Source organism: Luteibacter jiangsuensis (assembly GCF_011742555.1).
Classification (GTDB): Bacteria; Pseudomonadota; Gammaproteobacteria; order Xanthomonadales; family Rhodanobacteraceae; genus Luteibacter; species Luteibacter jiangsuensis.
The window spans coordinates 87,597-101,251 of sequence record NZ_JAAQQR010000003.1 but is presented as its reverse complement, the minus strand read 5'-3'; the positions used below and the strand labels follow the sequence as shown (position 1 = coordinate 101,251).

The 13,655-nt window shown below is 62.4% G+C and carries 15 protein-coding genes; 3 read left to right on the top strand and 12 right to left on the bottom strand.

What is annotated here, in order from left to right; all coding sequences use genetic code 11:
* Positions 1–39 precede the first annotated feature (39 nt).
* Positions 40–963, top strand: a complete 924-nt coding sequence (locus tag HBF26_RS07290) for a LysR family transcriptional regulator (protein WP_167124592.1) — start codon at positions 40–42, stop codon at positions 961–963.
* 19 nt (positions 964–982) lie between these two features.
* Here HBF26_RS07290 and HBF26_RS07285 read toward each other — a convergent pair whose 3' ends face one another.
* From HBF26_RS07285 to HBF26_RS07245, 9 genes are all read right to left on the bottom strand, one after another.
* On the bottom strand, positions 983–1,732 hold the full coding sequence (locus tag HBF26_RS07285; protein WP_167124590.1) for an SDR family NAD(P)-dependent oxidoreductase: 750 nt from the start codon (positions 1,730–1,732) through the stop codon (positions 983–985).
* A gap of 67 nt (positions 1,733–1,799) precedes the next feature.
* Positions 1,800–2,816, bottom strand: a complete 1,017-nt coding sequence (locus HBF26_RS07280) for an MBL fold metallo-hydrolase (protein ID WP_167124588.1) — start codon at positions 2,814–2,816, stop codon at positions 1,800–1,802.
* 2 nt (positions 2,817–2,818) lie between these two features.
* Entirely contained in the window at positions 2,819–3,304 is a 486-nt protein-coding gene (locus HBF26_RS07275) for an Ig-like domain-containing domain (RefSeq protein WP_167124586.1), read from the bottom strand.
* Between the two features lie 288 nt (positions 3,305–3,592).
* Positions 3,593–4,714 carry a hypothetical protein gene (locus HBF26_RS07270; protein WP_205287601.1) on the bottom strand — a complete coding sequence of 374 codons (1,122 nt, stop codon included), beginning with the start codon at positions 4,712–4,714 and terminating at the stop codon, positions 3,593–3,595.
* Between the two features lie 300 nt (positions 4,715–5,014).
* Positions 5,015–5,599, bottom strand: coding sequence for a methyltransferase family protein (locus HBF26_RS07265; protein ID WP_167124582.1), 585 nt, complete (start codon positions 5,597–5,599; stop codon positions 5,015–5,017).
* A 293-nt stretch (positions 5,600–5,892) separates the two neighbouring features.
* Positions 5,893–6,210, bottom strand: coding sequence for a DUF4265 domain-containing protein (locus tag HBF26_RS19950; RefSeq protein WP_167124580.1), 318 nt, complete (start codon positions 6,208–6,210; stop codon positions 5,893–5,895).
* The gene (locus HBF26_RS07255) at positions 6,138–6,509 is read right to left on the bottom strand and encodes a radical SAM family protein (RefSeq protein ID WP_167124424.1); all 372 of its coding nucleotides are present in this window, start codon (positions 6,507–6,509) and stop codon (positions 6,138–6,140) included. Before HBF26_RS07255 ends, HBF26_RS19950 begins: the two co-directional genes overlap by 73 nt.
* A gap of 53 nt (positions 6,510–6,562) precedes the next feature.
* Complete coding sequence (locus HBF26_RS07250; RefSeq protein WP_167124578.1) at positions 6,563–7,222, bottom strand: hypothetical protein; 660 nt, start codon at positions 7,220–7,222, stop codon at positions 6,563–6,565.
* A gap of 372 nt (positions 7,223–7,594) precedes the next feature.
* Positions 7,595–8,659 carry a PA0069 family radical SAM protein gene (locus tag HBF26_RS07245; RefSeq protein ID WP_167124576.1) on the bottom strand — a complete coding sequence of 355 codons (1,065 nt, stop codon included), beginning with the start codon at positions 8,657–8,659 and terminating at the stop codon, positions 7,595–7,597.
* Between the two features lie 182 nt (positions 8,660–8,841).
* On the opposite strand from HBF26_RS07245, the gene HBF26_RS07240 reads away from it, so the two are divergent.
* The gene (locus HBF26_RS07240; RefSeq protein WP_167124574.1) at positions 8,842–9,618 is read left to right on the top strand and encodes an alpha/beta fold hydrolase; all 777 of its coding nucleotides are present in this window, start codon (positions 8,842–8,844) and stop codon (positions 9,616–9,618) included.
* A gap of 44 nt (positions 9,619–9,662) precedes the next feature.
* Here the strand turns inward: HBF26_RS07240 and HBF26_RS07235 are convergent, their stop codons facing one another.
* Positions 9,663–10,481, bottom strand: coding sequence for an alpha/beta fold hydrolase (locus HBF26_RS07235; protein WP_167124572.1), 819 nt, complete (start codon positions 10,479–10,481; stop codon positions 9,663–9,665).
* Positions 10,482–10,746: 265 nt separating this feature from the next.
* On the opposite strand from HBF26_RS07235, the gene HBF26_RS07230 reads away from it, so the two are divergent.
* Entirely contained in the window at positions 10,747–11,499 is a 753-nt protein-coding gene (locus HBF26_RS07230; protein WP_167124570.1) for a DNA/RNA non-specific endonuclease, read from the top strand.
* 23 nt (positions 11,500–11,522) lie between these two features.
* On the opposite strand, the gene HBF26_RS07225 is transcribed toward HBF26_RS07230, so the two are convergent.
* Together HBF26_RS07225 and HBF26_RS07220 are read right to left on the bottom strand one after the other, a co-directional pair.
* The gene (locus HBF26_RS07225; protein ID WP_167124568.1) at positions 11,523–11,897 is read right to left on the bottom strand and encodes a VOC family protein; all 375 of its coding nucleotides are present in this window, start codon (positions 11,895–11,897) and stop codon (positions 11,523–11,525) included.
* A gap of 89 nt (positions 11,898–11,986) precedes the next feature.
* Entirely contained in the window at positions 11,987–13,651 is a 1,665-nt protein-coding gene (locus HBF26_RS07220) for an MFS transporter (protein WP_167124566.1), read from the bottom strand.
* Positions 13,652–13,655 lie beyond the last annotated feature (4 nt).

Here is a 13,655-nt window from a genome sequence, read left to right as displayed (position 1 = left end):
AAATATTGACAATCGATACGCTCGGTACATGATGGGGGCATGGATCAATTGCTCGCCATCCGCGTGTTCGTTGGTGCCGTGGAAAGCGGCAGCCTTGCGGCGGCAGGGCGGCAGCTGGGGTTATCGCCGGCCATGGCCGGCCGGCACCTGCGCGCACTGGAAGACCATCTCAACGTGCGGCTTCTTCAGCGCAGCACCCGGCAGCTATCGGTAACGGAGGCCGGTCAGCGATACGTCGAGCGTTGCAAACCCATCCTCGCGGAACTCGATGACGCCAGCCGCGAGGTGGCCGATCGTAATCAGCCTCTCCGGGGCACCCTGCGCGTGTCCGCCCCCGTCACCTTTGGCCACCGCCACCTCGGCTCCACGGTGTCGCGTTATCTCGCCGCACACCCGGGAATGCGCGTGGAACTGAGCCTCACGGACCGGCATGTCGATCTGCTGGCAGCCGGCATCGATGTAGCCATCCGTATCGGCGAGTTGTTCGACGAAAACCTCACGGTGCGACGGCTCGCCTCATGCCACATGGTCGCATGCGCCGCACCCGGCTATCTTCAGGAACACGGTGTGCCAGCCACGCCGTCCGAACTGAGCCGGCATGCCTGCCTCGCCTTCAAGGGTGCCCTGTCGACGGGGGATTGGACGTTCATCGGGCCGGACGGCGAACGCCACGCTGGAATCACGGATGCACGCCTGCAGGCCGACAATATGGACATGCTTCGCGCAACAGCCATCACGGGCGGCGGCATCGTATACGGCCCCGACTTTGCCTTGGCCGATGCTCTGAGTGACGGCAGTCTCGTCAGAGTGCTCGAAAACTATCGGACAACTGTACTTCCTGTGCATGCGGTCTTTCCGACCGCACGCTACATCCCACGAATGGTCAGGGATTTTGTCGACCGCCTGGCGGCCGAGCTCAACGGCGAATCGACCTTCCTGGCTTGTCCGACCAGCGACCTTTAAAGGGATATGCGAAGGCCGGTCACGTGAGGTACATCCCGCCGTCCACGCGAAGTTCGGCGCCATTGACGAACCTGCTTTCGTCGGAGGCAAGGAAAAGTGCCGCGTGAGCGATTTCATCGACCTCACCGAAACGGCCCGCCGGTATCCGGCTTGCCATCATCCGGATGAACTCCGGCTGTTCTGCCTCCGGGACACCCAGCTTTTCGAGGATAGACGTGTCCACCGGGCCCGGGCTCAGCGTGTTGACGCGAACACGTCTGTCGCGCAGTTCCAGGGCCCAGCTCCGGGCAAAGGCCTCGACGGCCGCCTTTGCGCCTGCATATACCGCATGGCCATCGAGGACTTTGGCCGACGCGAGCGAACTGATCACGATGATACTGCCCGCTTCATGTAGCAACGGCATGGCTGCCTGCACACCAAAAAACACGCCCCGCGCATTGACGCCAAACTGATGGTCGAACTCGGCAGGGCTCACTTCGGCCGAATGACGGATCGTAAGGACGCCGGCGTTCGCCAGGTAGATATCCAGTCCGCCGAATCGGTCGCGAACGGAATTTGCAACGGCCGCGTGATGTTCGACATCCGCAACGTCGCCGCTTATGCCGATGGCACCATGACCCATGGCACGGACTGCCTCATCGAGAATGTCCTTGCGCCTGCCGGTGACAATGACCTGTGCTCCCTCGCGCGCAAATAGCGACGCGGTCGCCAAGCCAATGCCGCTGCTTCCACCCGTGATCAGGGCGACCTTGCCTTTGAGTCGGTTCATGATGAGTGCCTGTGTAAACGAGGCGCCACCCATTGAGGATGACGTCCTCTGTGTAAGGGATGGTCGGCTACTTCGTGCCACCCGATGACACCGGCGGATTGGGCCGGCGGTTGACGGAATACGTCAGTGGAACGAAGGCGTACTCCCCCGCCTCACCGGCGTTCGTGACGTGTCCGATGCCGGGAAACGGGATGTGCGCCCCGGCGACCAGATAGCCTTTCGATGCCGCCTCGGCGAAGAGTTTTTTCCGTGCGTTCTCTGCGGCGTGGTCGTCGCTGTCCCAGACAATGCGCACCGATGGATCGCGGAACTGCACGGCCGCCGAGTGAACCGCGTCTCCCATGACGAGCAGCCGCGCCCCGCGGCTCTCGATGTCATAGTAGGTGTGGCCTGCGGTATGTCCTGGTGCAGGCAGGGCCGTGACACCCGGAACGATGTCCGTCCTCCCTTCGAATGGCTGGAGCTTGCCGGCTTCGATGTAAGGGCGGATGGCCTCCTGGGCTGCGGTGAAGCTCGGACGTACGCCTTCAGGGGCGCCGGATTCATTCGCGGGGTTCATCCAGTAGGCGAGATCGGCTTTCGCAATGCGCAGCACGGCATTCGGGAACGCGCGCTTTCCATCATGGACAAGTCCACCGATGTGGTCGGCGTGCATATGGGTAATGACCACCTCGTCGACTTGCTCCGGCGTGTAGCCTGCCGCACGAAGGTTGGCGACGGTGTTGCCCAGAGTGGGTCCGAGGTAAATGCCTGCGCCTGCATCGACGAGCACCAGCTTGGTGCCGGTGTTGACCAGAAACTGGTTCATCGACGACTCGGCGGGAAGCTTTTGAAAAGCCTCCTTATAAGCGCTGCGAATCCGTACCTGCGATTCACCGACCAGCAGGGTATCCATAGGAAAGTCGATCGTCCCGTCGCTAATCGCGGTGACTTCGATATCTCCGACCATCACGCGGTAATAGCCAGGCGCCTGCGAGCCGGCAAGTGGGGCGGCGGCGCGGGCATCCGTGGCGATCAGCGGGACACCTGTCGCGACCGCCAACGAAGCAAGAAGAATGGCTCGGGAATTGAAGTGGCATTTCATAATTAGGGCTGCCCGGTTGATGCGTTGACTTGAAACGCGATGAAGAGATCGGTGGGTTCGACACGTGGCTTGGAAAGGCCTTCTGCCTCGAACGGATCGTCGGGACGGTTGCCGGCGGCATCCTCGATCGTTCCCCGCACGACGACGCGGTAGTCGCCTGCGCGCCATGCGGCGCGCGGCGTGAACACCCAGGTGGCTTCGGCCATGCCCAGCGACGCCATTCCCGCAAGCCGCGAACCATCCGGACCCGCCACGGCGACGTGGTCGGCGTCCCGCCCGTCGATGGGCGCGTCAAGGGTCACGACGAGAGGTTGCCTGGATCCGGCCTGGACGTGCGACAGGCGCCAGCTCGAAACCCGCGGACCCTGCGTGTCGTCCTCGATGACATGCCAGGCCTTCAGGGGCCGGCCGCGCAGTGCAAGCACGATGTCGTCGCCGGGAGACACGATGGGGCCGAGCTGCTCGTGCGCCACGAGGCCGGATTTCACGCGCCCGGGGTGCATAAGCAGCGTCAGTACGCGACCATCCGGCGACCATAGCTCTTGCGGAAGAAACGGTTGATCGATGGGGCGCCCATCCGCGTGGCGTAGCGTAATCTCCGGCAGTAGGGACCGCCCCATCGGCCTGGAGAAAACGAGCGAGATTCGTAGCAGGTTGGCGGGAACACTCGATCCCGACGGCTGGACCGCAGGTAGCGTCGACGCCGTGGCGCCGAAAGCCACCATGGCCATCGCGGCGACGCTGATCGCGAGTCGGATGCGCCGGGCCTGCATGGCTCAGTCCGCTGACTTGATCAGATCGGGGAAGCCTTCGGCCTTGAGCAGGACGTCCTGCCGTGGCTTGATGTTTTCGATCTGGAACGCCTTGCCCTTAAAGCTGAAGTCCGGGAAGGCGTACTCCGACACATGGTCCGTCAGGCGAAAGCTCAGGTCTTTACCCATGGAGACCATCTGCAACTGGTCCTTCTCGAGCTCGCGCCGGATCATCACGAAAGACTGGTCGTCCAGGTTGTCGATGCGGAGCACGCCCGCCAGCGGCGCCTGCATGACGTTCAAGCCGGCAATCTGGCCGAACGGCACCTGCTTCTCGATGCCCGGCCGCTCGTTGGCGGCCTCCAGCTCAGAGATGGGAATGATGTTCGAGACGCGATTGAAGTTGACCAGCATCAGGAGATCGGTCGTCTTGCCGTTTGCAGTCACGGAGTAGGAGATCATGTCCGCCGGGGTGTTGCCGTAGCCAAGCTCCGCCACCGTCTTGCCGCGAATATGGGCGTGGTCCTTCAGCTCGGACAGGGGAATCAGCACCAGAGGCGTGCACGTATACGCCGCGACGAGATACGGCTGTCCACCCAGATTGGCAAAGCTCATGGCACGCACGGGTGCACGCGTTTCTACCAGGTTATGTCCGCCGTGGAAGATCTCGACCGAAGTCACGGATTCGGAGCCGGCAAAGGGAAAGCGGATGCGGCGGAGCGTCGACGCGAACTCCTGGTTGGACAGACCAGCCACGAAGAGCTCGCCATCGCGCCACTTCATATCCGTGACCGTGAAGCTACGCTCGGGAGTTTCCTTCCAGAACGCGGCGTTCGTCGTCGGCGCTTCACGCAATGCGATCGATGTCTCGGTAGCGGCCCTCAGGTCGATGCGCCGAGCCTTGCCGTCGCTGGTAACCGCGAAAAGCGCCGGTGCCTTCGCCGGGCCATAGCTCACGGCGACGTACACCTCGCCTGTGCCCTGGCGTGTCGCCATGTCCTCGACCGTGATCCGCGCGCCACCGAGCTGCCGGGACAGCAGCGACTCGAGGTCGAGGATATTGAAGGACTCGCCCGCCGCCCTGTGCGCTGCCGGTGGAAGCTCGATCGCGTGAATCCGGGCGGTCTTCCAGTCCGCGACGAACAAGACATTGCCAGGGCCGGCTTCGAGACGAGAGATGGACGCGATGTCGGCGGCGAACGATGGCAACGAAATCGCGAGAAGGCTGGCTGCGACGATGGTACGGAATGTCATGGGTGTCCCCTTGCCCGTGCTGCGACGGCGTGTCGGTCGCAACAAGGGTATGCACAGGGGACCTGCGGCAGTAGCCATGGAGGCTGCACCACCGTGGTGTGTTCGCGACGACAATGACGGCAATTTCCCCCAAGCATTCGGGGTCGCCGCGTAACCTGGGCCGCGGCAGCTGGTGGGTCTCCGTCAGAACGATCAGAGCAACCCTGGAATGAGTGCCGCCGTGCGACTCCGGTAATGCCGATAGGTGTCACCGAAGGTGCTTTCCAGCAGGCGTTCCTCCATCCTGAGCTTGCGCCAGAACGAGACGAAGACGATCAGCACAGCGAAGATGCCACGCACATCGCCGACAGCCACCGCACTACCGACGAAAGCGAGCAATAGCCCCGTGTAGATCGGATGGCGGATGTAGCGATAAGGGCCATCCTCCACGAGCTCGTGCTCCTGCTTGACCTGCACCACGCTGCTCCAGTTGCGCCCGAGCAGATAGCGCGACCAACAGGCCAGTGCCACGCCGCTCACCACCAGAACGAACGCCAGCGCAAAGAACGGCACCGTATGCGGCACGATGCCCTCGCGCAACCAGCTGTGACCGAACCAGTCGCCCGGACCCAGCAGGAGGAAGGCAACCACGAGCGGCATCCAGTACAGCAGTGCCTGCACCACCCAGCCTTCGGTGCGGATCGCCGCTTTGTTGCCCCGTGCATTCCATAGCCAGTACGCCAGCAACGTGTACCAGGCCAGGTCGATTCCTCGCTTGAGTATGTCCTCGGTGGTCATCGCATTGTTCCCCCTGTTTCCCCTCAGGTTAGGCGATCAGACCCCGCAAGCAAACTGAGCTACGAGCCGAGCCAGTCCGGCGGGCGATTCGAGGGGCGACAAGTGTCCTGTCTGTGGCAGGACGCTCAGCCACCGGGCCGTTCGGTGGGCGACCCGAAGGCTGAGTAGTCGGTGTGGCTGGCGTCCGTGAACTTAATGGTATGGGCAGCTCCAAAGATGCCTGTCTTCGGACGAAAGGCAGTGGCCGTCAGTTCGCCCTTGTGAATGAAGGCGATGATGGGTGCGGTTAGTTGTCAGTGCCTGAGAATTGGTTCCTCGTAACCGACCGTACCAGAAGCCTCTTCGGAGCCTAGATACTCTTGAATGTGCGCAAGATTTACACGTTCGGGAATGCTGACGGCCAGTAGGTTGAAGTCACCCGAGTACTCGGTTGTGCAGCCCTGGGCTTTAAGCCACTCGTCCACGCGGACCAGTGCTTCTTTCTCGTGAAAAAGTATACGAATGAGCGAATTCTGCGATCGCGCTACAACTCCACCTTTTAGAACAACTCCCCCTGCGGCGAATGCACCCGCGGGGGCACGAACCGCGACGAATCCAACACCGTATCCCAAGCCCGATCCAACCCAGCCTTCCGCGTAGCCACCTGCACCCGCTTCCGAATGATGTCCGCAAACACCCCTTGCCCGCGCATACGCGTGGCGAAGTTCGAGTCGTAGTCCTTCCCGCCATTCATCTGCTGGATCAGGCTGATGATGTGCGCGGCACGGTCGGGGTAATGCAGGTCCAGCCACTCGCGGAACAGCTGCTTCAGTTCGTACGGTAGACGTACGCAGGTGTAGCCGATGGAGTTGGCGCCGGCTGCGTCGGCCTGTTCGATGATGGGTTCGACGTCGCGTTCGCCGGCATGCAATGGAGAGCTGCCAAGCTTTCGTTCATCACTTCTTGAACCGGTCGCAGTGCCGCCTATTGACGCGACCTCGCGTCATTGGATGACTGACTCACTACAGCTTCTGCACCAGGGCCAAATACCGCACGATACTTCTTCGCGGCATCGGCCGGCGTCAGCTGCTCGATGACACGACCGGAATTGATGTCGACCAGGTAAAACCTTGCAAGGTCCATATCCTTGTAGCTGGAGCTGTTTGGAACTTGGCGTAAAACCAAGAGGGCGGACCCGTGATTGATCCAGCCGATAGACATGACATTCAAATACTCGTGGGGCGTGTCCGAGGGGAAAGCCTTCTTCGAAATAGCCTCACCGACTTTCACTTCATGCACCTCACTTCTCGAGATCACAAAGACCCGAGTCGACCAAGTCCCTACACCGCCGCCATCGCTTGAGTTAATGAACAAAGCGTTTGCTTCCTTGGACCAATTCACTTCGGTCAGGCCAGGATTCATCATGCTCCGGACGTCGATGACATTCCCATGCACAATGAGTTGGCCTTTGTTGAAGTTCGCATGGATCCTCGCGACCTCACCAGGTGAGGTCCAATCGATGGTTTCGTCGGTCTCGGACAACTTTTCGCTGTTCTTTGCCCAGAGGTCTCTCGCCGAAGACACCATCGGAAGCGAACACAACAGCGCCGCGAGGAGAAAGCATCTTCCCGTCAGCACGATCAATGCCTCTCGTTGAATTGCACCGTCACAGTCATTTCCTTCTTTGCGTCATTCCTACCAGCAAGTGAGGCATAGGTCCCTCTGGCAACACGTGGTTACATAGCCAACAAGCAGCGATGCCCGCGCATCAACTCACGACGCTTGGGTCGTGAGTTGATGCGAATCGACGCTAAGTCCGTTGTCCCCTGGGCGCCAGAATGGCGCTTTGCGAACTTATTTGCGATCAAGTGGAGATGTCAATCCCAGACCGCGCTTGTACGCCACGGATCAGGTCCGAACTGCTTCGCGTGTCCACGGCAGGCCTATCTTGATCCGATAGAGTGATGACAACGAATATGCCAGATTAATACGTAGCATTTGGATAACCACAGGCGCTTAAAACAACTCCCCCTGCGGCGAATGCATCCGCGGCGCCACGAAATGCGACGTATCCAGCACCGTATCCCAAGCCCGATCCAGCCCGGCCTTCCGCGTAGCCACCTGCACCCGCTTCCGGATGATGTCCGCGAACACCCCCTGCCCCCGCATACGCGTGGCGAAGTTCGAGTCGTAATCCTTACCGCCATTCATCTGCTGGATCAGGCTGATGATATGCGCCGCGCGGTCGGGGTAATGCAGGTCCAGCCACTCGCGGAACAGCTGCTTCAACTCGTACGGTAGCCGCACGCAGGTATAGCCGATGGAATTGGCGCCGGCTGCGCCGGCCTGTTCGATGATGGCTTCGACGTCACGCTCGTTAAGTGCCGGGATGATCGGCGCGACGAGCACGCCGACGGGTACGCCGGCATTCGCCAACGTTTCGACCGCCTTCATGCGCCGATGCGGCGCGGATGCACGCGGCTCCAGTTTGGAAGCCAGCTTGTTGTCCAGCGAGTTGATCGACACGAACACCTGCACGAGTTTGCGCTCGGCCATGGGTGCGAGGATGTCGACATCGCGTTCCACCAGCGCGTTCTTCGTGACGATGGTGCACGGGTGGTTGCACTCGTTGAGCAATGCCAATGCGGCGCGCGTGAGCCGCCACTTTTTCTCGATCGGCTGGTACGGATCGGTGTTGCTGCCGATGTTGATCGGTTTGCACACGTAGTTGCGCTTCGAAAGTTCGCCGCGAAGGATCTCTTCAAGGTTCGTCTTGGCGAAGAGCTTCGTTTCGAAGTCGAGACCGGGGGAGAGGTTGAGGTACGCATGCGACGGGCGGGCGAAGCAATAGATGCACCCGTGTTCGCAGCCGCGGTACGGATTGGTCGCCTGGTCGAAACCGACGTCGGGCGAATCGTTGCGACTGATGACGCTGCGGGCCAGTTCCTCGCGTACTTCCGTGGCCGGGCGCCGCTCGTCGTCCTCGCGGTGCCAGCCGTCGTCTTCGGCCTGGTACCGCGTGGACTCGAAGCGGCCCTCCGGGTTGGAGGCGGCGCCGCGGCCCTTGTGACGTCGGGTCATGGGAATCGGGTCTGACATCGTACAAATGTACGTCTTTTCTGTCTCAGGAAGCGCGATACGGTCGGCATTCCGGCACTTTTGCCGATTTCGTGCCTGCCACGGTGGAGTCAGACAAGGCGGGCGGCGAACAAGCTGGTCAAATCCACGCCCCGGACAAGTTGTCCACGAACCCGAGGATCCCCATGCCGCACCGTTTGTTGTCCCGCGCCGCCATGCTGGCCGCGCTCGCGCTCAGCCCCGCGGCCTTCGCCGCCGATAAGCCCACCATCGTGCTCGTCCATGGCGCCTTCGCGGACGCCTCGAGCTGGAACGGCGTGGTGGATATCCTGCAGAAGGATGGCTACACCGTCGTCGCCGCCGCGAACCCGCTGCGCAGCGTGGCCAGCGATGCTTCGTACATCGGCGATGTGCTCGCCGGCATCAAGACGCCCGTCGTGCTGGTCGGCCATTCGTACGGCGGCGCCGTGATAACACAAGCCGCCGAGGGCCACGACAACGTCAAGTCGCTGGTCTACGTGGCGGCGTTTTCGCCCGAAGTGGGCGAGAGTTCGGCGGGGCTCTCCAGCAAGTTCCCGGGCAGCACGCTCGGTCCCGCGCTCGCGCCGCCGGTGCCGCTGTCGGGTGGCGACAAGGACCTCTACGTGCAGCAGGACAAGTTCCCTGCGCAGTTCGCCGGCGACGTTCCGCTGAAGGCGGCGAAGGTGATGGCCGCCGAGCAGCGTCCCATCACGGCCGGCGCCCTCAATGAGGCGGAAGCCGCCGCCGCGTGGAAGCACATCCCGTCGTGGCACATCTACGGCACGAAGGACAAGAACATTCCGCCGGAGTCGATGAAGTTCATGGCCGAACGTGCGAAGTCGAAGAAGACCGTGGTGGTCGACGGCGCGTCGCACGTCGTGATGATCTCGCATCCGAAGCAGGTGGCACAGCTGATCGAAGCAGCGGCCAAGGGCGAGTGATGTAACCGGCCCCGGAGACCCTTTCGGGCATTCGGGGCCTTTGCTCAGCTCAGCTCGTCCGACGAGTCTGCGCGTTCGATGGACTGCTCTGTCCATCGCGGCGGCCTGGAGTTATCGCCGGCCGCCGTGATGCTCTCGAGGATGGTGCGCACGATGGCCGCTACTGCGCCGGGCTGCTCCAGAATCATCAAATGCCCGGTATCCGGGATGGCAAACGTCCCGGCCGCCAATGTGCGAAGTCGCGGCGGAGCGCCCAGTGCTACTTCCGAGCGGGCGCCGCGGACCAGATAGGTGGGGATGTGGGTCATGACCTGGACCACGCGAGATGCGTATCTGGGGCTGACCGTCTCCATCAAGAGCGAGCGCGCCATGATATGAATGGTTGCCGCGGGCTGGTGGTGTAACCAGTCTCGCAGGCGATCCAGCAACGCGTCGTCCAGGTCCAGGCGCTTGCGAGCAGAAAAGGCGGCCGGGTCCGCCTGGGCGGTTGCCAGCCACTGCTCGACCTGGGTACGGGTCATCGGCGCCAGGCGGGACGACAGGAAGGCATCGCTGGGGGCCAGATTCCCTTCCGCGCTGACGAAAGCCGCCACACGCTCCGGGAATTGGGTGGCGAACTCCACGCAGATGGCCGCTCCGCCGGAATGTCCCACGAGAACGACGGGCTCATCACCGAAATGGGCTTTCAACGTCCGGTCGAGGTGCGCCACCTGGTCGCCCAGCCCGGTGGGTAACGTGCCCGCCAGCGCGCCGTAGCCCAGGAGCGTGGGACTCAACGTGCGGCTCGGATCGAGCCCCTCCCTCAACTCCGCGAAGTCGAGATGGCCGATGAATCCTTGGACATACACGACGGGAATCTGCATATATCGCCCTCTGCTCAGGTTAACGGCGGCCCATGTCGCTACTTGAGATGCCGCGGAAACCACTCCTCTCAATCGGCTGAAACGGATCGGCATGGCTGCCGATGCACAACAGTATCGCTTCGCCATACCCCGATCCGGCAAAAGAACAGTCGGCGTGCCGTTTGTCACAAAACCAGCGATTCCGCAGGTTCATGCGCATGAATCGCGCGGGTCTGAAACATGACGCACCTACACTCGCCGCACGACACCCTGGGGAGAAAACCACATGAATCGTCTGAGCGGTTGGCTGTTCGTCGCGTGCTTCGTCGTGTCCGGCTCGTGCTATGCGGGTACAGCATGTCCTGACCTGTTTACCGGTGGCGCCGAGCCGGCCATCGATATGTCGTTGACCGCGCGCACCACCGAGATATGCCACACCGAATACGTGCTGTTGGCATCGGGCGTCACCAAGGGCCCGATCTACTCGGCCGAACATCTCACTGGCAAGCAGATCGCGGGCGCGGAATCGATCGGCCGTACCGGCTCGTGGCACGCGGAAACCGGCATCCCGACCGCCGACCGCTCACAATCGTCCGACTACACCAACAGCGGCTACGACCGCGGCCACATGTCCCCCGCCGGCGATGCCTCGACGCTGTCGAACGAGAAGGAAACCTTCTCGATGGCCAACGTGGTGCCGCAGTTCCACTCGCTCAACGCGGGGCAGTGGGAGCGTATCGAAAACTACGTGCGCTCGGTCGCGACCGACCAGGGCGAAGTCTACGTGGTGACCGGACCCGCGTTCGAGCCAGGTTCCACCGCCACCATCGGTGCCGACCAGGTGGCGGTGCCCGACTATACGTGGAAGGCCATCTACGAGCCGGGCGTCGGCACGGGTGCGTACCTCTGCACCAACCTCCAGCAGTACGCCTGCACGGTGGTGTCGGTGAGCGATATCACCACCATGTCGGGCGTCGACCCGTTTCCCAGCCTGTCGGCCTCGATGAAGTCGCATGCAATCAGCCTGCCGCTGCCGTAGTGACTGCACGACGGGCTCGGGCGCTAGCCCTTGCGATCGATGTTGGTGCCGATGCGCCAGAGGACCCCTGTCGGATCCTTGATGGTGAAATCGCGGATGGCCCAGGGCCGGTCTTGCGGAGGAGAAGCCTGCACGCCGTATTTCGCTGCCAGTCCGCTCTCTTCCACGCGACGCCACCAGGCGTCCACGTCGGTCACCAGCATGTGCATCATGAAGTTCTCGGCGTGTTCCTTCACGTAGAGGCGCTGTAGCAGGAAAGCGCACTCGCCGGACTTGATGTAAGCCAGGCTATCGTCGGAAAACGCCACCTCGAATCCGAGGTCGGTGTAGAACGCCTTGGAAAGATCGAAGTCCCGCGCGGGAACAAATGCCTTTATCTCGACCGTTTCGAACGTCACGCGTGCCTATCCTTGCAGGTAAGGAAGGGCGATCGTACAAGGTTCGGGGCGTAGTCGGCGGCGCTTCCCGCGCCGCCGGCTATCGAGGCTCAGTGCTCCAGCGGAAGATCCTTCGTCTCGCGCACGAAGAACAGGCCGATGACGACGGTCATGAGCGCGACGATCACCGGGTACCACAGGCCGTAGTAGATATCGCCCTTCCAGGCTACGAGCATGAAGCCGATGGTGGGCACGAAACCGCCGAACCAGCCGTTGCCGATGTGGTACGGAAGGCTCATCGAGGTGTAGCGGATACGGGTGGGGAACATCTCCACCAGCCACGCGGCGATCGGGCCGTAAACCATCGTGACGTAGAGCACCAGCAGGAAAAGCAGCACCACGAGCATCGGCTTGTTCATCGCGGCCGGGTCGGCTCTTTCGGGATAACCCGCCGCCTTCACCTGGGCACCGATCTTTGCCGTGAACTCCTTGCTCTGCGCGGCGAACGCCGCTTTGTCCAGCTGGCCGCCTTCGAACGACTCGATGACTTCATCGCCGATCTTCACCGTGGCCAGCGTGCCGGCCGGCGCCGGCGCATTGGAGTACGGGATGCCCTTCTTCGCCAGCACGCTCTTGGCCACGTCGCAGGAACTGGTGAAAGTCTTCTTGCCCACGGGGTCGAACTGGAAGGTACAGGCGTTCGGATCGGCGGTGACGACCACCGGGGCCGAGGCGGCCGCGGCTTCCACGGCCGGGTTACCGAAGTGGGTGAGGCCCTTGAAGATCGGGAACATGGTGAGTGCGGCGATCAGGCAGCCTGCGAGCACCACCGTCTTGCGGCCGATCTTGTCCGACAGCCAGCCGAAGAACACGAAGAACGGCGTGGCGAAGAGCAAGGCGGCGGCGATCAGCAGGTTCGCCGTGGTGCCGTCGATCTTCAGGCTCTGGGTGAGGAAGTAGAGCGCGTAGAACTGGCCCGTGTACCAGACCACGGCCTGGCCTGCAGTGGCACCCAGCAACGCGAGGATCACCAGCTTCAGGTTCGGCCAGCGGCCGAAGGCCTCCGTGAGCGGCGCCTTCGAGTGCTTGCCTTCCGCCTTCATCTGCTGGAAGACCGGCGACTCCTGCAACTGCATGCGGATGTAGACCGAAACGCCCACAAGCACCGACGAGATCAGGAACGGAATGCGCCAGCCCCAGGCCTCGAACGCCTCGGTACCCATGCCCATGCGCGTGCCGAGGATCACCAGCAGCGAGAGGAAGAGGCCGAAGGTAGCGGTGATCTGGATGAAGCTGGTGTACAGACCGCGCTTGCCCATGGGCGCATGTTCCGCCACATAGGTAGCGGCACCGCCGTATTCTCCGCCCAGTGCCAGACCCTGCAGCAATCGCAGCAGGATCAGCAGCACGGGCGCCGCCACGCCGATGGTGGAGTAGCCAGGCAGCACGCCGACGAGGAACGTGGACGTACCCATGATCACGATCGTGACGAGGAAGGTGTACTTGCGTCCGATGAGGTCGCCCACGCGACCGAACACGATCGCGCCGAACGGCCGCACGAAGAAGCCGGCGGCGAACGCGAGGAGGGCGAAGATGAATTGGCTCGTTTCATTGAGGCCGGTGAAGAACTGCTTGCCGATGATCGCGGCCAGCGAGCCATAGAGATAGAAGTCGTACCACTCGAATACCGTGCCCAGGCTGGATGCGAAGATCACCCGCTTGTGGCTGCTGCCGATGGTGCCGTCGGCGCGAAGGCCGCCTGCCGTAGTTGCCATGTGG

Bases quoted from the DNA above. Each gene is read 5' to 3' on its own strand.
- HBF26_RS07290 (WP_167124592.1), top strand. From the start codon at position 40: ATGGATCAATTGCTCGCCATCCGCGTGTTCGTTGGTGCCGTGGAAAGC.
- HBF26_RS07285 (WP_167124590.1), bottom strand. From the start codon at position 1,732: ATGAACCGACTCAAAGGCAAGGTCGCCCTGATCACGGGTGGAAGCAGC.
- HBF26_RS07280 (WP_167124588.1), bottom strand. From the start codon at position 2,816: ATGAAATGCCACTTCAATTCCCGAGCCATTCTTCTTGCTTCGTTGGCG.
- HBF26_RS07265 (WP_167124582.1), bottom strand. From the start codon at position 5,599: ATGACCACCGAGGACATACTCAAGCGAGGAATCGACCTGGCCTGGTAC.
- HBF26_RS07245 (WP_167124576.1), bottom strand. From the start codon at position 8,659: ATGACCCGACGTCACAAGGGCCGCGGCGCCGCCTCCAACCCGGAGGGC.
- HBF26_RS07240 (WP_167124574.1), top strand. From the start codon at position 8,842: ATGCCGCACCGTTTGTTGTCCCGCGCCGCCATGCTGGCCGCGCTCGCG.
- HBF26_RS07235 (WP_167124572.1), bottom strand. From the start codon at position 10,481: ATGCAGATTCCCGTCGTGTATGTCCAAGGATTCATCGGCCATCTCGAC.
- HBF26_RS07230 (WP_167124570.1), top strand. From the start codon at position 10,747: ATGAATCGTCTGAGCGGTTGGCTGTTCGTCGCGTGCTTCGTCGTGTCC.
- HBF26_RS07220 (WP_167124566.1), bottom strand. From the start codon at position 13,651: ATGGCAACTACGGCAGGCGGCCTTCGCGCCGACGGCACCATCGGCAGC.